General features: G+C 46.7%; 22 protein-coding genes. All 22 read left to right on the top strand.

All coding sequences use genetic code 11. The features are described 5' to 3' along the window. Positions 1-84: 84 nt before the first annotated feature. The 22 genes from veg (at position 85) to hpt (ending at position 21,820) form a co-directional block, all read left to right on the top strand. On the top strand, positions 85-357 hold the full coding sequence (veg, locus tag PO771_RS19030; RefSeq protein ID WP_096463269.1) for a biofilm formation stimulator Veg: 273 nt from the start codon (positions 85-87) through the stop codon (positions 355-357). Positions 358-436: 79 nt separating this feature from the next. Next, positions 437-616: a small, acid-soluble spore protein, alpha/beta type gene (locus tag PO771_RS19025; RefSeq protein ID WP_272561192.1), complete on the top strand. Its 180-nt coding sequence runs from the start codon at positions 437-439 to the stop codon at positions 614-616. A gap of 101 nt (positions 617-717) precedes the next feature. Then, positions 718-1,614, top strand: coding sequence for a 4-(cytidine 5'-diphospho)-2-C-methyl-D-erythritol kinase (ispE, locus tag PO771_RS19020; RefSeq protein WP_422664968.1), 897 nt, complete (start codon positions 718-720; stop codon positions 1,612-1,614). Positions 1,615-1,687: 73 nt separating this feature from the next. Next, complete coding sequence (gene purR, locus PO771_RS19015) at positions 1,688-2,506, top strand: pur operon repressor (RefSeq protein WP_272561190.1); 819 nt, start codon at positions 1,688-1,690, stop codon at positions 2,504-2,506. A 29-nt stretch (positions 2,507-2,535) separates the two neighbouring features. Beyond that, positions 2,536-2,913 (top strand): RidA family protein, encoded by a 378-nt coding sequence (locus PO771_RS19010; protein ID WP_272563221.1) that lies wholly within the window; start codon positions 2,536-2,538, stop codon positions 2,911-2,913. Positions 2,914-3,049: 136 nt separating this feature from the next. After that, positions 3,050-3,343 (top strand): septation regulator SpoVG, encoded by a 294-nt coding sequence (spoVG, locus tag PO771_RS19005; protein ID WP_272561189.1) that lies wholly within the window; start codon positions 3,050-3,052, stop codon positions 3,341-3,343. A 114-nt stretch (positions 3,344-3,457) separates the two neighbouring features. Continuing rightward, positions 3,458-4,822: a bifunctional UDP-N-acetylglucosamine diphosphorylase/glucosamine-1-phosphate N-acetyltransferase GlmU gene (gene glmU / locus PO771_RS19000; protein WP_272561188.1), complete on the top strand. Its 1,365-nt coding sequence runs from the start codon at positions 3,458-3,460 to the stop codon at positions 4,820-4,822. Positions 4,823-4,852: 30 nt separating this feature from the next. Continuing rightward, on the top strand, positions 4,853-5,803 hold the full coding sequence (locus tag PO771_RS18995; protein WP_272561187.1) for a ribose-phosphate diphosphokinase: 951 nt from the start codon (positions 4,853-4,855) through the stop codon (positions 5,801-5,803). Positions 5,804-5,862: 59 nt separating this feature from the next. Further along, positions 5,863-6,426 (top strand): aminoacyl-tRNA hydrolase, encoded by a 564-nt coding sequence (gene pth, locus PO771_RS18990; protein ID WP_272561186.1) that lies wholly within the window; start codon positions 5,863-5,865, stop codon positions 6,424-6,426. A 65-nt stretch (positions 6,427-6,491) separates the two neighbouring features. Continuing rightward, complete coding sequence (locus PO771_RS18985; protein ID WP_272561185.1) at positions 6,492-6,713, top strand: anti-sigma-F factor Fin; 222 nt, start codon at positions 6,492-6,494, stop codon at positions 6,711-6,713. A gap of 77 nt (positions 6,714-6,790) precedes the next feature. Continuing rightward, the gene (gene mfd / locus PO771_RS18980) at positions 6,791-10,348 is read left to right on the top strand and encodes a transcription-repair coupling factor (protein ID WP_272561183.1); all 3,558 of its coding nucleotides are present in this window, start codon (positions 6,791-6,793) and stop codon (positions 10,346-10,348) included. Further along, positions 10,335-11,384 carry a peptidylprolyl isomerase gene (locus tag PO771_RS18975; protein ID WP_272561182.1) on the top strand — a complete coding sequence of 350 codons (1,050 nt, stop codon included), beginning with the start codon at positions 10,335-10,337 and terminating at the stop codon, positions 11,382-11,384. The genes mfd and PO771_RS18975 overlap by 14 nt, the downstream gene beginning before the upstream one ends. A 170-nt stretch (positions 11,385-11,554) precedes the next feature. Then, positions 11,555-12,097 carry a stage V sporulation protein T gene (gene spoVT / locus PO771_RS18970; protein WP_272561181.1) on the top strand — a complete coding sequence of 181 codons (543 nt, stop codon included), beginning with the start codon at positions 11,555-11,557 and terminating at the stop codon, positions 12,095-12,097. Positions 12,098-12,280: 183 nt separating this feature from the next. Continuing rightward, positions 12,281-13,915, top strand: coding sequence for a putative polysaccharide biosynthesis protein (locus PO771_RS18965; protein WP_272561179.1), 1,635 nt, complete (start codon positions 12,281-12,283; stop codon positions 13,913-13,915). Positions 13,916-13,941: 26 nt separating this feature from the next. Beyond that, complete coding sequence (yabN, locus tag PO771_RS18960) at positions 13,942-15,423, top strand: bifunctional methyltransferase/pyrophosphohydrolase YabN (protein WP_272561178.1); 1,482 nt, start codon at positions 13,942-13,944, stop codon at positions 15,421-15,423. Continuing rightward, on the top strand, positions 15,420-15,713 hold the full coding sequence (locus PO771_RS18955; protein ID WP_096463254.1) for an RNA-binding S4 domain-containing protein: 294 nt from the start codon (positions 15,420-15,422) through the stop codon (positions 15,711-15,713). The genes yabN and PO771_RS18955 overlap by 4 nt, the downstream gene beginning before the upstream one ends. 96 nt (positions 15,714-15,809) lie before the next feature. After that, on the top strand, positions 15,810-16,100 hold the full coding sequence (gene yabP / locus PO771_RS18950; protein WP_422664967.1) for a sporulation protein YabP: 291 nt from the start codon (positions 15,810-15,812) through the stop codon (positions 16,098-16,100). After that, a complete protein-coding gene (yabQ, locus tag PO771_RS18945) occupies positions 16,097-16,675 on the top strand; it encodes a spore cortex biosynthesis protein YabQ (RefSeq protein ID WP_272561175.1) in 579 nt (192 codons plus the stop codon). Before yabP ends, yabQ begins: the two co-directional genes overlap by 4 nt. 28 nt (positions 16,676-16,703) lie before the next feature. Then, the gene (locus PO771_RS18940; RefSeq protein WP_272561174.1) at positions 16,704-17,027 is read left to right on the top strand and encodes an FtsB family cell division protein; all 324 of its coding nucleotides are present in this window, start codon (positions 16,704-16,706) and stop codon (positions 17,025-17,027) included. A 193-nt stretch (positions 17,028-17,220) separates the two neighbouring features. After that, a complete protein-coding gene (spoIIE, locus tag PO771_RS18935) occupies positions 17,221-19,704 on the top strand; it encodes a stage II sporulation protein E (RefSeq protein WP_272561172.1) in 2,484 nt (827 codons plus the stop codon). A gap of 124 nt (positions 19,705-19,828) precedes the next feature. Continuing rightward, entirely contained in the window at positions 19,829-21,235 is a 1,407-nt protein-coding gene (gene tilS / locus PO771_RS18930; protein ID WP_272561170.1) for a tRNA lysidine(34) synthetase TilS, read from the top strand. Between the two features lie 48 nt (positions 21,236-21,283). Continuing rightward, positions 21,284-21,820 carry a hypoxanthine phosphoribosyltransferase gene (hpt, locus tag PO771_RS18925; RefSeq protein WP_272561169.1) on the top strand — a complete coding sequence of 179 codons (537 nt, stop codon included), beginning with the start codon at positions 21,284-21,286 and terminating at the stop codon, positions 21,818-21,820. Positions 21,821-21,836: the final 16 nt, after the last annotated feature.

The following is a 21,836-nucleotide window of genomic DNA, read 5'->3' as shown; positions in this document are numbered from 1 at the left end:
TTATAATTATCCCTGCTATAATTATCGATTTATTTGACATAATAAAAAGGTGATGGTATAATTATACGTAGTGAGGTGGTCTGAATGGCGAGAAATACGTTACAGGATATAAAACGTAGTTTGGATAGCCACATCGGAGAACGCATATTGCTTCGTGCGAACGGTGGCCGTCGCAAGACCGTGGAGAGGATGGGTGTACTCGAAGAGACATATCCATCCGTATTTATTGTTAAGCTGGATGAGGACAAGCATTCGTTTGAACGCGTTTCCTACAGCTATGCAGATGTGCTTACTGAAACAGTAGAACTCATGATTTGCCGCAGTGACGAAAACATCCGTATTGCCCTTGAACAGTAGGAGATTTTATCCTGCTGTTTTTATTTTGTTCGGGGCATACTACATATACAGGGAAGGAATCAAAAGGAGGCTGTATTTGATGGGACGCAGAAGAGGCATAATGTCCGAGCAGTTCAAGACTGAATTAGCAAAGGATTTAGGCTTTTATGATACGGTACAAAAAGAGGGATGGGGCGGGATCACAACCCGGGATGCCGGGAACATGGTGAAGCGTGCCATCCAGTTGGCCGAAGAAGCGCTCGCAAAACAAAAATCCTGATCGATAAAATTCTTCCCCACTATGACCGGGCAATGGCCCGGTCATTTCTATACACATTGCGACCTGTTCCGTATTAATGCTAAAATAAGCAAAGCATGAATATGGAAGGGAAGAAAATCCAGGTGAAAGAAGCACGCCTTATGGTAAAAGCTCCGGCTAAAATCAATCTGACACTTGATGTGTTAGCGCGACGTCCGGATGGATATCATGAAATTGAAATGGTCATGACAACAATCGATCTTGCAGACCGTTTGACGATTACGACACTGGCAGAAGATCGGATTGTGCTGGATTGCACAGTAAGCTACCTGCCGCTTGATGAACGCAATCATGTCTATCAGGCTGCACGCCTGATCAAAGAGCAGTTCGGTATCCAGCAGGGTGTGCATATTCATATTGATAAGCAGATTCCGATTGCGGCGGGGCTTGCAGGCGGCAGCAGTGATGCAGCTGCTACCATTCGCGGATTAAACCGCCTATGGAACTTAGGGATGAGCCTGGAGACAATGGCTGATCTTGGATCGCGTATCGGTTCGGATGTCTCATTCTGTGTATATGGAGGAACGGCACTTGCTCGTGGGCGAGGAGAAAAAATTGAGAAGCTCCCATCTCCCCCACCGTGCTGGGTTATTCTTGCCAAGCCTCCGATCGGGGTCTCGACTGCAGAAGTGTACGGAGCGCTTAAAGTATCGGAATTAACGGATGGATGTCGCTCGGAACAGATGATGAAGGCGATTGCCGAACAGAATTTTTCAGGGATTTGTCGTGCGCTAGGCAATCATCTGGAGTCAGTTACGCTTGCGATGCATCCGCAGGTACAACAGATTAAAGAGCGTATGCGCCGCTTTGGAGCGGACGGGGTATTGATGTCTGGAAGTGGACCCACGGTTTTTGCATTAACGGATCGGGAGTCCCGTATGAATCGCATTTATAACGGACTTCGCGGGTTTTGTAAGGAAGTATATGCCGTTCGGATTCTCGGGGAAAATAACGGGTAGCACTTGCGTAATTCCGTACAAAAGTGGTATATTCACTTCATAATATTCGGTTTTTTGATACGGAGGAACAAGAATGAATAAATTGCGCAGAAGTGCCCGCCTCGTTGATATGACGCAGCACCTACTTGCTCGCCCGCATAAGTTGATCCCATTAACATACTTTGCGGAACAGTATGGAGCGGCCAAATCTTCTATTAGTGAAGATTTATCCATCATCAAAGAGTTATTCGAGACAGAAGGGATTGGGTTGCTGAAGACAGTAGCCGGAGCGGCAGGCGGTGTGAAATATATTCCACAAATGAATAAAGAAGTAGCCTGCAAAGCTGTAAATAAGCTAAAAGAAAAGTTAGAAGGACCAGGACGCTTGCTCCCAGGTGGCTATTTGTATATGGCTGATTTGCTTGGTGACCCGGAAGCACTTGCGGAAATTGGCAAAGTATTTGCTTCTATTTTTGCCGACGCGGAAGCAGATTATGTAATGACAGTGGAAACAAAGGGAATTCCGCTCGCTTATGCGGCGGCTGCATACCTGAATGTACCGGTGGTGATCGTGCGCCGTTATAGCAAGGTGACCGATGGTTCGGTCGTAAGTATTAACTATGTATCCGGGTCCAGCAAACGAATCCAGACGATGTCACTGGCACGTCGCAGTCTGCCTGAGAATTCTAAGGTCCTCATTATTGATGACTTCATGAAAGCCGGCGGTACGATTCAGGGAATGATCGACCTGCTTGCAGAATTTAAGGCCCAGGTTGTAGGGGTCGGTGTGCTGATGGAGACGTCAGATGTGGAAGAACGGTTAGTAGATGAGTATGTTTCGCTGCTAAAGATGAAAGAAATGGATATACGAGATAAAGAAATTAAGCTTGAACTTGGAAATCGATTTGTATAATAAATCAAGTAAGGAGCGATTTATGTATGATGCAATCCATCTCAACCACAAAAGCACCAGCGGCTATCGGACCGTATTCACAGGCAATTAAAGCAGGGGACCTGATTTTTACATCAGGACAGATTCCGTTGACAGCAGAAGGGGAGCTTGTAGCTGGTGATATTACGGCTCAGACGCATCAAGTGTTTGCGAATCTGAAAGAAGTGCTGGCAGCGGCTGGCGCGACGCTAAATGATGTTGTAAAAGTAACAGTTTTTGTTAAAAATATTGAGGACTTCGGAACAATTAATGAAGTATACGGCCAGTATTTCAATGAGCATCGCCCGGCCCGTTCCCTCGTAGAAGTAGCTCGCCTTCCAAAAGATGTGGGAATCGAGATCGAATTAGTTGCTTCTGTGGCTAGATAACTACCATGTCAGTAGGTAAAAATCCAAATTTTATAAAAAATTGATTTTTTTTCGGAATTGTGGAAGGATTTTCACCACCTTTAGTGGAATTACAGTTATCAAGCTTTTGATAATTGGAAAAAGGTGGTGAGCAGACATGGAAGTGACGGACGTAAGACTCCGCCGCGTCAACACAGATGGACGCATGAAAGCGATCTGTTCCATTACGATCGATAATGAATTCGTGGTTCATGACATCCGCGTTATCGATGGTAACAACGGTATGTTTGTGGCAATGCCGAGCAAACGTACGCCAGAAGGGGAATTCCGCGACATCGCGCATCCAATCTCTTCGTCTACTCGCGAAAAGATTCAAGCCGCTGTACTGGCTGAATACGAACGTGTAGGGGAAGTCACAGAGAGTGAAGAACTCGTAGAAGAGGGCGCGTAAAAACAGCTGCAAACAAAGGGGCCTTATATAGAGGGCCTCTTTTTCTTTTGCCTTGAAATCAAGTTGTAATTAAGATATAGTCATTGTGGAACTTATTCGAAACGGGAGGGTACTATGTCAGATAAATTTGCGGTCGTATTAGCTGCCGGACAGGGCACACGAATGAAATCGAAGCTGTACAAAGTGCTGCACCCCGTTTGCGGCAAGCCGATGGTTCAGCACGTTGTGGATAACCTGCAAGAGCTGAACGCAAACCGCATTGTTGTAGTGGTTGGGCATGGAGCGGAGAAAGTACAGGAGCAGCTTGGCACGCATGTTGAGTATGTCATGCAGGAGCAGCAGCTCGGAACAGCACACGCAGTTATGCAGGTTGCCCCTCTCTTGGAAGATGCGCCGGGGACTACCCTTGTGCTTTCCGGAGACGAGCCTCTCATTAGCGCGGATACATTAGCAAAGCTTACAGCAGACCATGAAGCGAGCGGAGCTGCCGGAACGATTCTAACCCGGATTATGGACAATCCAACCGGGTACGGACGTATTATTCGTAATGCACACGGACAAGTGGAGCGTATTGTAGAGCAGAAAGATGCGAATGAAGAAGAGCAGCGTGTTCAGGAGATTAACACGGGAACATATTGCTTTGATAACCAAAAGTTGTTCGCGGCACTGAAGAAAGTAGATAATAAAAATGCCCAAGGTGAATTTTACCTGACTGATGTAATTGAAATTCTACAGAAGGACGGTCAAAGCATTGAAGCATCTGTTACAGATGAAGTCACCATTGGGGTGAATGATCGTGTAGCGCTTGCAAAAGCGGAAGCGATGATGCGCATCCGAATTCTGGAAGCTCATATGCGTGCAGGTGTGACCCTTATTGATCCACAGAATACGTATATCGAGACGAATGTAGTAATTGGTCGGGATACTGTGATTTACCCGGGTACGTTGATTGGAGCCGGTACGGTCATCGGGGAAGATTGTATAATTGGACCGAACTCACAACTTATGAATTGTGAAGTAGGAGATCGCGTTCACATTAAGCAGTCGGTATTAATGGACAGCCGCATTGACAGCGATGCAACGGTTGGACCATTTGCGTATGTGCGCCCGAACTCACATGTAGGCGAGGGTGCTAAGGTTGGCGATTTCGTCGAACTGAAAAATACGACACTTGGCAAAGGCAGCAAAGTTTCACATCTTACTTATCTTGGAGATGCGGAGATCGGTGCTGATGTAAATGTTGGATGCGGTACAGTAACGGTGAATTATGATGGCGTGAAGAAGTATAAGACGGTTGTAAAAGACGGTTCTTTCGTTGGCTGTAATACCAATCTGGTAGCGCCTGTCACAGTGGGAGAAGGAGCATATATTGCTGCGGGTTCCACAATTAATCAGGATGTTCCCGATGGTGCACTTGCTATCGCTCGTACACGTCAGACGAACAAAGAAAATTATGCAAGCAAAATTATAAAGAAATAAGTATAGAGAGTATGGAGGTTATAGAGCAGTATGGCGAATTATCGCGACCCGAAGTTGAAAGTCTTTACGTGTAATGCAAACCCGGCTCTGGCAAAAGAAATCGTAGATCATATTGGTCTTCCGATGGGAAATGCACAGGTTATCCATTTTAGTGACGGGGAAGTACAGATTAAGCTAAACGAAAGTGTTCGCGGTGCGGACGTATTCGTCATTCAGTCCACAAGTGCACCGGTTAATGAGCACCTAATGGAGCTGCTCGTTATGGTGGATGCATTAAAACGTGCATCTGCTAAAAGCATCAACGTTGTTATTCCATATTATGGATATGCTCGTCAAGATCGTAAAGCTCGCGCTCGTGATCCGATCACAGCGAAGCTGGTAGCGAACTTGATTGAAACAGCTGGGGCACATCGTGTCATTACTATGGACCTCCATGCCACTCAAATTCAAGGTTTCTTCGATATTCCGGTTGATCACCTGCTTGGTGTTCCGATTCTTGGTCAGCATTTTGCAGAGAAAAATTTGGAAGATATTGTGGTTGTATCGCCTGATCATGGTGGTGTAACACGTGCGCGGAAACTGGCTGAACGCCTGGAAGCACCAATTGCGATTATCGATAAACGCCGCCCGGAACCGAACGTGGCAGAAGTTATGAATATCGTAGGTAACATTGAAGGCAGAACAGCGATCATCATCGATGACATCATCGATACAGCAGGTACGATTACACTGGCTGCGAATGCATTGATGGAAGCTGGAGCAAAAGCTGTGTATGCGTGCTGTACACACCCTGTACTGTCTGGTCCAGCCATCGAGCGTATTGAGAACTCAAGCATCAAAGAATTGATTGTAACGAACACGATTCCGCTCGGACCGGAAAAACAGAGTGAAAAAATCAAGGCACTTTCGGTTGCGCCGATTATTGGGGAAGCGATTATTCGCGTCCATGAAGAACTGTCAGTAAGTAAGCTGTTTGACTAATTGAATGCAAGAAAAGCGCATCCTGAGCGGGTGCGCTTTTTTATAATGGAGGATAACATATGAAAGTTATTGTAGGATTGGGTAATCCAGGTCGTGAATATGAGATGACACGACATAATGTAGGTTTCTGGGCGATTGATTGTTTAGCAGATGAATGGGGAATTACGCTGAATCAAGGTAAGTTTAAGGGACTGATTGGAGAAGGGCGTGTAGGAAGTGAGAAGGTCATCCTCGTCAAGCCGCTGACGTATATGAATTTATCCGGTGAATGTGTGGCACCCTTGCTGAATTTTTACAAACTTGATCCTGAAGAAGACTTACTGGTGATTTATGATGATCTTGATCTACCCTGTGGTAAAATTCGTCTTCGTACGAAAGGGAGTGCAGGCGGACATAATGGCATTAAGTCATTGATTGCCCATCTGGGGACGCAAGAGTTCAAACGCATTAAGGTGGGGATTGATCGTCCTGAGCCTGGACGCAAAGTCGTTGATTATGTTCTCGGTACATTCCCGTCGGAGCAGAAAGCAGACGTTGAAGAGGCTGTCAAACGAGCCGCAGATGCATCAAAAGCATGGACAGAGATTTCGTTCCTGCGCGTAATGAACCAGTACAATGGGTAAGTATGGCACAAATCGCTTCTGGACAGAATAGGATTAAGAATATGATTCTTTCTGGAGGCATACGTATGACCATACGCTATATTTGTCCGCATTGTACTGCTATTCATGCTGTTATTACACATCCAGAAGCCACAGAGCAGCGCCTGGGCTTTGATTCCTTGACCGAGGCAGAGAGGAAACATATAATTAGCTATGAAGCGAACGGGGATATGATAGCCAGTGTCACATGCGAATTTTGCAGTGAAGCGATTGAGCGCTATCCAGAGCTTGCATATCCTCTGCAATAAACGCAGATAAGGCCTTGGCTTTTGCGCTAAGGCTTCTTTTTGTATGGTAGGGACTATGCGGAGAGGAGGAACGAGATATGAAAGGTCTACTAGAGACCTTTATGCATGATGATGAGTTTGCAACCATCGTTAATGGATATGAAAGAGGATTGCGTGAGCAGCTCGCATCAGGACTCAGCGGCTCAGCGCGTCAGGTGTTTTTTGCTGCGCTATATCAAAAGATAGGGCGGCCACTTGTCATTGTCACGCACAACATGTATCAGGCACAAAAAGTACATGATGATTTAAGCCAATTCGTACCAGGAGAAGAGTTGTGGCTGTATCCTGCAAATGAAATGGTTCTCTCTGAAGTGGCGATTTCAAGCCCGGAAACGCTTAGTCAGCGACTTGAGGTGTTGAATGCGCTCTCAAGTGGGAAGCGTGGGATTTTGATTGTGCCGTATGCCGGTGTGCGTCGTTCTGTAGTGCCAGTGGAGAAATGGCGCCAGGCCCAGATTACGTTTACGGTCGGTGGAGAGATCGACAGAGAACGCTTTTTAGAGCGAATGATTGCACTCGGGTATGAGCGGGTTGAAATGGTAGAGACACGCGGTGAGATGAGTGTGCGTGGTGGAATCATTGATATTTTTCCGGCTTATATGATGCATCCGGTGCGGATTGAGCTATTTGATACCGAAATTGATTCAATTCGTACATTTGATAGTAGCAATCAGCGTTCCATTGAGAATTTGCAGGAGATTACAGTCGGACCGACCCGTGAAGTGTTTGGGGAACGTGATGTTTTCCTTACTGCTGCCGAGAAGGTAGAAGCTCATATGAAAATGACGCTTCCGAAGATTAAGGCAAAACAGGTGCAGGAATCTGTTATGGAGAAGGTCGGTTGGGAAATCGAGCAGCTGCGTCAGGGACATACTTTTACTGGAATCTATAAATATAGTTCGTTTTTATATCCAGGGCACCATACACTGCTAGAGTATATGAGTGGCCAGCCCTTGATTATTGTGGATGAGCCGTCTCGTATTGTAGAATCTGCGACCCAGATGGAGAAAGACGAAGCGGAATGGAAAATAGCACTTATTCAGGAAGGAGAATTCCTTCCCGATGTAGAGGTATCTCATCCTATAGAAGAGATTCTTTCATCGAAAAAGCACCCGATTTTGCATGTTGCGCTATTCTTACGACAAGTTCCGAAAACAAGCCCACAAAATATCGTGAACTTTACTTGCAAAACCATGCAGAACTTCCATGGTCAGATGAATGTGCTAAAAGGTGAGCTAGAGCGCTGGAAGAAATCGAACACGACCGTTATATTTTGTGCAGCAGATGAGGAACGCGCCCGTCGTCTCGAACGTGTATTCCACGATTATGACATAGAAGCAGATATTGTACTTCAGCCGGAGAAGGCGCTAGTAAGCAGGCATCCGGTCATTACGCTTGGTAATCTACAGAGCGGGTTCGAGCTCCCGATGCAGCATCTTGTTGTGATTACAGAAAGCGAAGTATTCACACAAAAGCAACGTAAGGCGTCCAAAACTCGTAAAAGCTTAAGCAACGCCGAGCGGATCAAAAGCTACACAGAGCTTGTGGTTGGCGATTATGTTGTGCATGTGAATCATGGGATTGGGAAGTATCTCGGGATTGAGACACTTGATATTAACGGGATTCATAAAGATTACCTTCATATTAAGTACGCAGGCAATGATAAGCTGTATGTGCCGATTGAACAGATCGATCAGGTGCAAAAGTATGTCGGCAGTGAAGAAAAAGAGCCGAAAGTATATAAGCTTGGCGGTACAGACTGGAAGAAAGTTAAAAATAAAGTACGGGCATCCGTTCAAGATATTGCGCAAGACTTAATTAAACTGTATGCCGAGCGTCAGCAGGCAAAAGGCTATGCCTTCAGTAAAGATGGAGAAGAAATGCGCGAGTTCGAAGCGATGTTTCCGTATGATGAGACAGATGATCAGCTGCGTACGATTCACGAGATAAAAGAAGATATGGAAATGCCCCGTCCGATGGATCGCCTGCTGTGTGGAGATGTGGGGTATGGGAAGACAGAGGTGGCCATTCGTGCTGCTTTTAAGTCTGTAATGGATGGCAAGCAAGTAGCCGTGCTTGTGCCTACCACGATTCTGGCACAGCAGCATTATGAGACATTCCGAGAGCGTTTTGCGGACTATCCAGTTACGATCTCCGTAATTAGCCGCTTTCGTACCCGCAAGGAACAGACGCAGACGCTTAAAGGTGTGAAAGATGGAACGGTTGATGTTGTGATCGGGACACATCGTCTGCTGTCTAAGGATGTTGTATTTAAAGATCTTGGTCTGCTTATTGTGGATGAAGAGCAGCGCTTCGGTGTAACGCATAAAGAAAAGCTGAAGCGCTTGAAAACAAACGTCGATGTACTGACACTGACGGCAACACCAATTCCACGTACGCTTCACATGTCCATGCTCGGTGTGCGGGACCTGTCCGTTATTGAGACACCGCCGGAGAATCGGTTCCCGGTGCAGACGTACGTAATGGAATATAGCGCAAGTTTAGTACGGGAAGCAATTGAGCGCGAACTTGCACGTGAAGGTCAAGTGTATTTCTTATATAATCAAGTACAGGGTATCGATCAGATGGCCGAGCAGATTCGAATGCTTGTGCCGGAAGCGAAAGTAGTGGTGGCTCACGGTCAAATGAGTGAAACGGAACTCGAATCGGTCATGCTCAGCTTTCTGGAAGGAGAAGCGGATGTACTGGTTAGTACCACGATTATTGAAACCGGTGTTGATATTCCAAATGTAAACACATTGATTGTCACAAGTGCCGACCGAATGGGCTTATCTCAGTTGTATCAGCTGCGGGGGCGTGTCGGACGCTCCAATCGAATTGCCTATGCATATTTCACGTATCAGCGTGATAAAGTGCTGACAGAAGTAGCAGAGAAACGTCTACAGGCGATTAAAGAATTCACGGAACTTGGTTCTGGCTTTAAAATTGCAATGCGTGACTTGTCCATTCGGGGTGCGGGCAACCTGCTTGGCGCTGAACAGCATGGCTTTATCGCATCAGTTGGTTTTGATTTATATAGCCAGATGCTTAAGGATGCCATCGAAGAGCTTAAAGGGGAGCCGCAAAAAGAAGAAGAGGTTCACCCTGAGATTACGATTACCATTGATGCGTTTATTCCGTCTGATTACATTCAGGACGGTAAACAAAAAATCGAAATGTATAAGAAATTTGCAGCCGTGGCTTCATTTAGCGATCTTGATGATTTGACAGAGGAGCTGATGGATCGATTTGGTACGATTCCACACAGTGTAATCAATCTTTTGCATGTAGCTAAGCTGCGTATATATGCGCGTGAAAACCGAATCGTGGAGATTGCCCAGAAGGGAGAAGCTATTCTTCTGACATTCCATGAAGATCAGACAACGGAAGTGGACTGGAGTATTTTGTATGACTTGGAAGGTTCGTTGTCGCGCCGCATCTCATTGTCACGTCAGGGGCAACAAGTAGTAGCCAGTTTGAAGGTAAAAGGGTTAAAATCAGAAGAGATTGTAGAACAACTGGAAATGTTTTTTGTACAATTCAATGAAGCCAAAAAGAAAACAGAAGGTGAGGAAGCAGCAGATGTGGCAAATTAAACAGGCTGGTCGCCTAATTGGTACAGGTGTGCTAGCAGCTGGAATCCTGCTTGCAGGATGTGGAAAGCAAGAAGTGACGGTAGCGAAATACGATAATGATAAAGTAATTACAGAATCTCAGTACAAGAATTATATTGCGATCGTTCAGACAATTGAACCTAGTATTGAGCAGCCGATTAAAGCGGGAAATAAAGATGCGCTGACCTCGGTTCTTCATTATGAGATTATGACGGCACATTTTGCGGACCAAGTAAAAGAAACAGATGACATGAAGAAAGAAGCAGATGCGAACTTCAAGCAGTTCGAAGAGATGACCAAAGCGCAGCTTGAGAAAGGGAAAACCCTGGAGCAGTACTACAAGGAGCATAACGTTGCAAAGAAAGATGTACAGGACTTTTTCTTGAACCAACTTAAGCTGATTACGTACTTCTCAAACGAAATTCCAGAAGCGGATAAGAAGAAAGAATATGAGAAGGCAAAAGCTCAGGGCTTCCTGACATCGGCTGATGTACGCCAGATTTTGATTTCGACAGAAAAACGATCACAAGCAGAAGCGAAGAAAAAAGCGGACGCGCTTGTAAAAGAGCTGCGTACTGGTGCAGACTTTGCGAAGTTGGCCAAAGAAAATACAGACGATCCGGGCAGCAAAGAAACAGGTGGCCTGTATCACCATACGATGGAAGACTTCCCGCTTGCACAAACAGTGGAGGCATATCGCAAAGCCGCTATGACGCTGCCGCTTAACCAAATCAGTGACCCAATTCAAACCGAATACGGCTATCACATTATGCGCGTTGAGAAACGCACAGATGAGCCGTATGCTAAGGTGGAAAAAGATATCACCCGCATGCTGGCACAGCAGAAGGAAAATGAGTTCTATACGGATAAATTAAAGGGCATCATTAAAGAAGAAAAAATTCCGGCTACTATGATTAAGGAGCAGCCAAAACAGAAAACACCAAATCAACCTGGACAGACTCCGGTTCCACAAGCACCGGTGCAGCCAGAACAAGCTCCGAAACCAGCTAATCAATAAGAAAAGAATAGAAAAACCGCTTTTTCGTTCAGAAAGAGCGGTTTTTTTCATTGGTTGCACTTTACTGCGGTATGTATGGTGAATATTCTCCAAGCAGGGGATAAATACTACAAGCAAGCTAGAAGTTGCAGTCATGTCATTACTCCAAGAAAGCGAGGCATCAAGAACTTATGAAAGCAACTGGAATTGTTCGCCGTATCGACGATCTGGGGCGTGTTGTTATTCCGAAAGAAATTCGCCGTACGCTTCGTATCCGGGAAGGCGATCCGCTCGAAATTTTCGTTGATCGCGATGGGGAAGTTATTCTGAAGAAATATTCGCCAATTGGCGAACTCGGAGATTTTGCGAAGGAATATGCGGATTCTCTTTATGAAAGCACGAACCATATTACGCTGATTAGCGACCGTGATACAATCATCGCTGTATCCGGGGCTTCGAAGAAAGAGTATATGGATAAGCCAGTCGGTGAAATGATTGAATCGTGTATGGAGGAGCGCAAAGTAACCCTGCAAACGAATACGGGTGCCTGCGAAATTATTCGTGACAATGAAGAGACGTATACATCGTATGTCATTGCTCCAATTATCGCAGGGGGCGACCCGATCGGCGCTGTTATTCTCCTGACAAAAGAGGATCAGGTAAAAATGGCTGATCTGGAAGTGAAGCTTGCAGAGACTGCGGCAGGCTTTCTTGCCAAACAGATGGAGCAGTAAAAAAGAAAGCTTTCCACAGGATTCATCCTGGCGGGAAGCTTTTTTCTTTTGCGAAAAGAAGACAAGTTAGACAGAAGGTACGCATAAACTTACTAACAGGGGGCAAGCTCTGGCGGTGCCCTCAGCTAAAGTGGTTTTGTGGTATAATAACCAGGAATTTACCGGGAAGAGAGAGGGGAATCTATGTCCAGGGATCAAGGGGCATCATTTTTAAAAGGGGCGGCCATACTCGGGGCCGGGGCCTTGCTGTCAAAGATGCTGGGTGTCGTATATCGCATTCCGTATCAAAATATTACAGGTGACCTGGGCTATTATGTATATACACAGGTGTATCCACTCTATAGTGCACTTTTGATTCTGGCAACCGCAGGCTTTCCGATTGCGATCTCCAAGTTTGTGGCAGAGAAGCTAGCGATTGGGGATGTGTACGGAGCCAAACGTGTTTTTCGTGTATCGGCTGTCGTGTTGAGTATAACGGGACTGCTGTTTTTTGTGCTGTTATGGGCTGGGGCACCGTGGATTGCATCACTTATGCGAGATGTACGCTTAACGCAGCCAATTCGGAGTGTTTCCTTTGCACTTCTAATCGTACCGATTATGGCAGCGATGCGAGGTTACTTCCAGGGGCATCATAACATGGTGCCGACGGCTGTGTCACAGATCGGAGAGCAGTTCGTTCGGGTTACAACGATTATTATTTTATCGTACTGGTTTATGAAGACAACCGGAGATGTATATCTGGCCGGGTCTGGTGCGGTCTTCGGTGCAGTTACGGGTGCGATCTTCGCTTTTTGTATTATGCTGTTGTTCTGGCGGCACAATCGGGATCGACAGCGGCAGTATGGTCAGGTGCAGGCCGGGGCAATGGCCGGGCAAAGTGACACAGTGCGTGAGATTGTTCGCAAGCTGTTTTATTATGCGATTCCGATCTGTCTGGGTTCACTCGTGCTCCCACTTATGCAGCTTGCTGATTCGTTCTCGGTTGTGAGTATGCTTATGCGGGGAGGATATGGATCAGACGAGGCGTATGTATTAAAAGGGATATTCGACCGGGGGCAGCCGCTTGTACAGTTTGCGGCGTTCTTTGCGACAGCATTGTCATTGTCGATTGTTCCAGCGATTGCGGAGGCAGCAGCACGGAGAGAGTACCATCTGATTGCCGGACGTACGGAACTGGCATTGCGTCTTACGTTCCTGTTCGGGCTGCCTGCTTCGATTGGACTTGCTATCGTCGCAGGTCCGGTGAATGTTATGCTGTATGAGAACGGAAATGGGACGACTGCGCTAACTATTCTGGCGTTTACGACGATCTTCTCAACGCTTGGGATTACATCCGCTGGGATTCTACAGGGAATGGGGCAGGTCATACTACCGGTTCGTAACTTGTTGATCGGCGTGCTTATTAAATTGGGGCTTAATATTGTGCTCATTCCGATGTTTGGCATTGTGGGTGCAGCACTGTCCACTGTTTGTTCCTATATGATTGCAACAATATTGAACGTATACGCTGTGGTGTCTTTGACTGGCGTAAGATTCGGATTGGTTTCATTTTTCCTGAAGCCGTTTACTGCTGTTGGTATGATGGCGCTTGCTGCATTTGTTGCCCGGCAGGCGGCAGAGCACAGTCTGGCAGGGCTTATTTCTTCCCCACGACTGTATTGTACAGCAGTTAGCTTGTTCGCTGTAGGAGTGGGGGTAATGATGTACGCGGCATCGCTGTTACTATCGGGCACGGTAACGCGATCTGAGCTAGAGAGTACAAAGGCAGGACGTAGACTTGTTCCTTTGCTTAAGCGTCTGCGTTTGCTTCACGAATAGAGAGTATGGAAAGGAGTGTACTATTAATGAAGAAACTGGTTATTATCGGGCTTGGAGCCGGCAACCTTGAAGGGCTGCCGCTCGGTGTGTACCGGGCAATTAAGGAAGCAGAACATCTGTATTTGCGTACAGCGCATCACCCGGTTGTAGATGAATTAGCCGCAGAAGGGGTTACATTCGAAAGTTTTGATTCTGTATACGAAGCGCATGATGATTTTCCAGAAGTATATGAAGAGATTAGTGAGCGCCTGCTAAAGCTTGCGAGTGAATACACGACTATTACGTATGCCGTACCAGGTCACCCACTTGTTGCGGAACGGGCAGTACAGCTTTTGCTTGCTAAAGCGCCAGAACGGGGCATAGAGGTAGAAGTAAAAGGTGGGCAGAGTTTCCTTGACCCGGCATTTGCCGCGCTTAAAGTTGATCCGGTTGAGGGTTTCGCGCTGCTTGATGCGACAGACTTACGTGAACATCAATTACAACCGACGATGCATCAATTGATCTGTCAGGTGTATGATACGTTCGTTGCGTCTGATGTAAAGCTGACGATGATGGAGGTATATCCGGATGAGTACCCGGTAACGGTTGTTACAGCAGCGGGCATTGCCGGGCAAGAACAGATTACAACCGTGCCGCTGTATGAGCTAGACCGACTTGATACATATACGAACTTAACGACTGTATACGTGCCACCAACCGAGGATGATCGAGCATTGAATCGACAATTCTTTCGTCTGCGTGATATTGTGGCGACTTTACGCAGTCCGGAAGGCTGTCCATGGGACCGTGCTCAGACGCATGAATCGATTCGGAAAAACCTGATTGAAGAAACATACGAAGTACTTGAAACAATTGACGATGATGATCCAGATGCGATGTGTGAAGAGATGGGAGACCTGCTTCTTCAGATCATGCTGCATGCACAGATGGCAGAAGAGGACGGGTATTTTACCGTACACGATGTCATTGCCGGGCTAAATGAGAAGTTGATTCGTCGTCATCCGCATGTGTTTGGTACGTTGGAAGCAGGTAATGAAGCAGAAGCCCTTGCGAACTGGGAAGCGATTAAGAAAGAAGAGAAGAAAGAGAAGGGGGATGACCTGGTAGCATCCCGCCTAGATGGTGTACCGCGTGACTTGCCTGCACTGATGAAGGCTTACAAATACCAGAAGAAAGCGGCCCAGGTTGGATTTGATTGGGACAAGCTTGCGGAAGTATTGGATAAAGTGAAGGAAGAATGGCAGGAACTGCAGGAGGCGGAAACGCCGGAACATCAGCGGGAGGAACTGGGGGATTTGTTATTCGCAATTGTGAACGTTGCCCGCTTCATGAAGATTGATCCAGAGGAAGCGCTGGCACTGACGAATAAGAAATTTTATTCCCGATTCTCCTATATCGAGCAAAGCCTTGCGGAAGCGGGCAAAGCGTTCGAAGAGGTAACACTTGATGAGATGGAAGCGTTATGGCAGGCAGCCAAACAAGAAGAAAAAGAGGAGGAAGCGGAATGAGACTGGATAAGTATCTGAAGGTGTCGCGTCTCGTTAAGCGACGCACCCTTGCCAAAGAAGTGTGTGACCAGGGGCGGGTTACCATTAATGGGCAAGCAGCCAAATCGAGTGCTAGTGTGAAGGTCGGTGATGAGCTAGCTGTGCGGTATGGCAATAAGACGGTTACCGTCAAAGTTGAGAAATTGCTCGACACAACAAAGAAAGACGAGGCAGCAACACTTTACACGTTGCTGAAAGAAGAAATGATTCCGCGCGAAGACCGGGAAAATGTCGACACAGGCATCTGGTAGGCGTACAAGGAGACGGGCCGTATGTGGCTCGTCTTTTTTCTGTTCTAAAGGACGCTCATCCTCCATACGATGGTATAAAAAGGAGGGTATGCCGCGATGATGGACACGAATCCGAAGAAGCAGATCCGCCATGATATTGTGATGATCAACCGTAAAAAGCTTGATATCACAGGCGTGCTAAAAGTTGAGAGCTTCGATCACGAGGAATTTCTCCTGCAGACGGAAGCAGGATTCCTAACGATAAAAGGAAAAAATCTGCATATGAAAAACTTGAGCCTTGAGACCGGGCAAGTGTCGATAGAGGGGATCGTATTTGCGATGGAGTATATCGACGAAGCGTATCAAGCGGAGAAGGCCAAAGGGTTATTTGGCCGGATCTTTAAGTGACGCTTACCGGGCAAGCTGTGACGATGCTGTCGATGGTACTGTGCGGGGGCGCGGTCGGAATTTTATATGATACATACCGGACATTTGAGCGGCGCTGCCACCTGACCCGCTGGCTCGTCTGGATATGTGATTTTTTATTCTGGATAAGCTGTATATTTCTCGTGTTCGGTACGCTGCTACGGATAAATGAGGGGGTTGTACGCCTCTATATTTTTTTCGGAATTGGCATTGGGGCGATTGTCTACTTCCTGATGCTCAGGTATCCATATCTTGCTCTGCTGAACCGAATGATCACGTTTGGCTTGTGGTTATATCGGCTTCTGGTTCGTACAGGCTATTACTTGCTTGTTGTCCCGATTCTTTTCTTGTATCGGGTCGTCAAGAAGAGTGTGCTACTTCTCCTGACCTGCCTGCTCGTTACCGGGCAATGGCTCCTTCGCCCGTTCCACTGGGTAGGACGATGGGTGTGGAATATGGTATGGAGTCGAATACGAAAACCGCTTGGCCGGGCAAAGCGATATGGTACGAAACGATGGCAAGCCTTGACTGCGTGGCTAAAAGGTAAGAAAATGTAACGTGACCACACAGGAAAGGTGGAAGACTATGCAGAAACCGCAATCTACGCCACAAAACTACGGACGTAAGCGCCGAATGCGTGTTTTGCAGATTTTTGTCGTTCTGTTTCTGGGATGGGCCGGGTATACGTACTATGAGCAAAGCCAGGAACTGGCTGAAAAACAGCGCAGTTTCGCGGATTTACAGCGCCAGGCGGATGAAACAAAGCAAAAGCAGAAAGAACTCGAATTACAGGTGAAACGCTTAAATGACAGCCAGTATATTGCCGAGCTGGCTCGTCAACAGCTCTTTCTTTCGAAGCAGGGTGAAGTCATCTTCATCACACCTGAACAAAACAAAAAAGCACAGTAATACCAATGGTTGAGAGGCATTTGCCTCTCTTTTTTCTTGTTGGTTTCCTGCCGTCGAAACGTCGATATCGCCCGAAAAGAAGAGGATAAATTGTCGGAATATTTTTATTTATCGTGCTGAAATTTTGACAAATTATCCGATTGCCATGTGCTTATAATGGGAATCACCAAAATCCGAATAGGTGGTGTTGACGATGGCAAATCAAGCATCAGCAAAGTGGACAGGAAAAATGAGTATGTCTGATTCAGTTCAACAGGCAGGCCAGAAAATAGGACAAAAAGGAAAAGGGTGGCTTACAAGTGTTGCTACGCGATGGGGAGCACTTCACCTTCTTATGGGTTTTTTGCTTGGACGGGCTGTTATTTTGCAAGAGCTCTCCCCGTTCGCTGTCCCTTTTTTCGCCGTTATGTATTTCCTCAAGAAAAACAGGTTGTTGCTCATTATGTTTTCGGTTATTACGGGCAGCGCCATGCAGTCAACGGGAATCGCAGCGTCAAATTTTACGGCGATGGTTTTTATCGTTGTGATGCTAAGCATCCTGGAGAGGCGAAAAAAGTCCGACTTACATTACGCGCCCCTCCTCTCATTTCTCGCGGTCCTCCTCGCAAGCAATACAGTTGACTATTTTACAGGCCATCTTGGGCTATATACAGCCTTCATGAATGTGGTTGAAGCGGTGCTAAGCTTAATTCTCGCTCATATCTTTGTGCAGGCCATTCCTCTTCTTACCAAGCGACGAAATGCTAATCACCTGAGAACAGAAGAAATTATTTGCCTGATTATTTTATTAGCCTCCGTCATGACAGGAACGGCAGGGTGGATTGTGCAAGATGTAGCGGTCGATAACATTTTGGCCCGTTATCTCGTGCTGATGTTTGCAGCAGTTGGTGGAGGGACAGTGGGGGCTGCTGTCGGGGTTGTGACCGGTTTGATCTTGAGTCTGGCGAATGTTCAGGCTGTTTATCAGATTAGCTTGCTAGCCTTTTCCGGTCTTTTGGCCGGATTGCTTCGTGAAGGTAATAAGTTGGTGATTGCTGTGGGCCTCCTGATGGGTTCATCTATTCTTACGTTGTATGTAGGAGAGCATCGGGAGATTTTGCAGTCAACGCTTGAGACCTTTATTGCGGTATTATTGTTCCTGTTTACACCGCGGTCGGTGATGAATGAGATTGCCACCTTTATTCCGGGTACGGAAGAGAACGAGTCGTCCCAGCAGCAGTATTTGCGCAAAGTCCGGGATGTGACCGTCGATCGAATTGAGCAATTCTCACGTTTGTTTACCAAACTGTCCGATACGTTCGTGAATCCTCACCTGGTAGAGGAGGCGAGTGAAGAGATGCAGGTGGAGGCGTTTTTGGCAGAGGTAACAAGAAACACGTGTGATCGCTGCTGGAAGCGGGAGCAGTGCTGGAGCCGCAATTTTGAAGGGACGTATGAATTTATGAGCGACATGGTTCACGTGATGAAGCGTGAGGGAGAAGTTACGGTTAATGACATGCCGAAAGAATTCCTGCGCAAATGTGTGCGACAGGAGCGTGTGATGCAGGGGATGGAACGGGAATTCGTCCGCTGGCAGAATCAGCTGTATTTAAAACAGCAAATCGCCGACAGCAGGCGCCTTGTGGCAGAGCAGCTAGCCGGGGTATCGCGTGTCATGCACAATTTTGCCGGGGAGTTGCAAAAAGAAGGCATTCATCTGCATCTGCAGGAACAGCAGATTTTGCAGGCACTTGAAGGGATGGGGCTCTCAGTGCGGGATGTCGACATATTGAACCTAGAAGAAGGGAAGGTGGATATTGAGATTGTTCAGCCGTATTGCCAGGGACGGGATGAGTGTTCGAAGCTGATTTCACCGCTGTTGACGGACATTCTCGGCGAGAAAATTACGGTAAAGGAAAAAGGGTGCCAGGCGTTTGCGGATGGATCATGCAAAATGTGTCTAGGATCGGCCCAAGAGTTTGAACTACTGACAGGGGTAGCCGGAGCCGCCAAAGGAGGACAGCTATTATCCGGTGATTGCTTTAAAATCATGGAATTTGGGCCAGGGAAAATGGCGCTTGCGATGAGTGACGGGATGGGCAATGGAGAGCGAGCATACCGGGAGAGTTCCTCCACGCTTGAGCTGCTGCAGCAGCTTCTCGAATCCGGCATGGAAGAATCACTCAGCATCAAATCGGTGAATACGGTGCTCTCCCTGCGCTCACCAGATGAGATATTTGCGACGGTAGACCTTGCGCTTATTGATTTGCATAATGCAAAAGCGAAATTCATTAAAACCGGCTCAACCCCAAGCTTTATTAAACGCGGTGATCAGGTCATTCCGATCTCGGCTAATAATTTGCCGATTGGGATCATTGACGACATCGACGTAGATATTGTAAGCCAGCAGTTGAAGCCGGGCGACCTTCTTATTATGATGACAGATGGCATTTATGAAGCAGCGCGTACCGTTGAGAACAAAACGTTGTGGATGAAGCGGAAAATCTCCGAATTGAAAACAAATGACCCGCAGGAGGTGGCTGACTGTCTGCTTGAGCTGGTGATTCGCCATCATTATGGTGAAATTCATGATGATATGACCGTGATGGTAGCGCGTGTTGATCGGTATATGCTGCCATGGGCGACCATTCCTGTACCGAATGCACCGCATATTGACCGACCACGTTATGTGAGCTAATGATCCTTGGCCTGGCATTCCCCTGCCAGGCCCTTTTTTTGATATGATAACGATATCGAAAAAATGTGCAACCGTATGTTTTTTCGATACGTATAGTACATATAGGCCGAGGAGGTCAGTCAACATGAGGGATAACTTGCTTGTACGTGTGCAGCATTTTATTAAGGAGCACACCCTTCTACGTGCAGGAGATGCGATTGTAGTCGCAGTCTCAGGCGGCCCGGATTCAGTAGCACTGCTTCACTTGCTAGTGGGTCTTCGGGAGCAATATGATCTTCATCTGACTGTTGCGCACCTCAATCACTGCTTTCGTGGCAAGGAGTCCGAGGCAGACAGTAAGTATGTACAGGAACTATGTGCAAAGCTTGCTGTTCCGTGCGTGGCTGAGTCCATTGATGTTCCGCGTATTATGGCAGAGACAGGAGCGGGTACTCAGGAAGCGGCTAGACAGGTGCGATACCATTTTTTGCATAGGGTAGCGAAAGAAACAGAAAGCCGGATCATTGCAACTGCACATCACGCAGATGATCAGGCAGAAACGGTGCTTATGCGTCTAGTTCGTGGTACAGGAATGGAGGGACTTAGTGGTATTCCTATACAGCGTGAGAAAGAGGGGCTGTCCATCATCCGACCATTGCTGGCTGTGACGAGGGAGGAAATCGAAGCATACTGTGCTGCGCATGAGCTACAACCGCGTCATGACCGGAGTAACGACAGCGATACGTATTTGCGCAATCGTATTCGCAGGCATTGGCTACCGCTTATGAAGCAGGAAAATCCACATCTGACAGATGCAATCACGCAGCTAACCGTGCTTGCTCGGGATGAAAATGACCTGATGGATCAAATCGCTCGGGACACACTTGCCGAAATCATACACACCAAAAAAATGAATACAATAGTGATAGTACAAAATGGTTTTGTATTGCATCACGTTGCTTTACAAAGGAGGATGATTAAACTAATATTAAGTTATCTGCTGAAAAGCGACATCGGTAACATCCGTTATTTTCATATTGAGCATATCAGACAAATCATCGCCGATACGTATCCTTCTGGCCGACTTGATCTGCCGGGTGGCATACAAGTACGCCGGGAGTATCAGCGGGTGATTTTTTCGTCTATATATAAGGATGTTTCTATACCCCCCTACATATACACGTTGGAAGTTCCGGGAATGACATATATTCCTGAAATTAACAGAACGTTTCGTAGCTATTTCGGTAAAAGGACGGATACGAAGAACGTTAATTTACCGGGTACATTTGCCGTGTTTGATCCTGCTAAGATCAAGGGTAAGCTATATGTGAGGCAGCGGCGGGACGGAGATCGGATGACAGTTTTGGGCATGACTGGAACCAAAAAGGTGAAAGATATTTTTATCGATGCCAAAATTCCACAGTCGGATCGCGAATCTATCCCTTTGCTTACGGATGAAAGTCAAATTCTCTGGATTCCAGGCGTGCGGCGTTCTGCTGTCTGTACACCAGGAGAAGGCACGGACGATTTGTTATATGTAGAATTTCAGTAAGTCGCTTTTATAGATGAAACAAAGGTATGAAGCGTCAGGAGGACCACCATGGAAAAAGACATTGAAAAAGTACTGTTTTCAGAGGAAGAAATCTCCGCAAAAGTAAGCGAGCTAGGCAGCATTCTCTCTGAAGAATACGCAGGCAAAAATCCGCTTGTAATTTGTGTTTTACGCGGAGGGGCACCGTTCATGACTGATCTTGTGCGCCGTATGACGATTCCTCTTGAAATGGACTTCATGGCAGTATCGAGTTATGGGAAGTCAACACAATCGTCCGGTATTGTTCGCATCATGAAAGACTTGGATACATCGGTGGAGGGCCGCCATGTTCTCGTTGTAGAGGATATTATCGACAGCGGACTTACATTGAGTTATCTGATTGATAATTTGGAACGCCGTAATGCAGCAACTGTGAAGGTTGTAACTTTGCTGGATAAACCAGCACGCCGCACTGTTGACCTAGAGCCGCATTTTTGCGGATTCCAGATTCCAGACGCTTTTGTAGTAGGATACGGGCTCGATTATGCGGAGAAATATCGCAACCTCCCGTATATTGGAATTTTGAAGCCGTCGGTTTATAGCTAAATTAAGCAAGTTGTGA

It is taken from the genome of Aneurinibacillus uraniidurans, assembly GCF_028471905.1.
Lineage (GTDB): Bacteria > Bacillota > Bacilli > Aneurinibacillales > Aneurinibacillaceae > Aneurinibacillus > Aneurinibacillus uraniidurans.
Note: the sequence above shows the minus strand (reverse complement) of the source record. Positions and strands in the feature narration are given on the sequence as shown.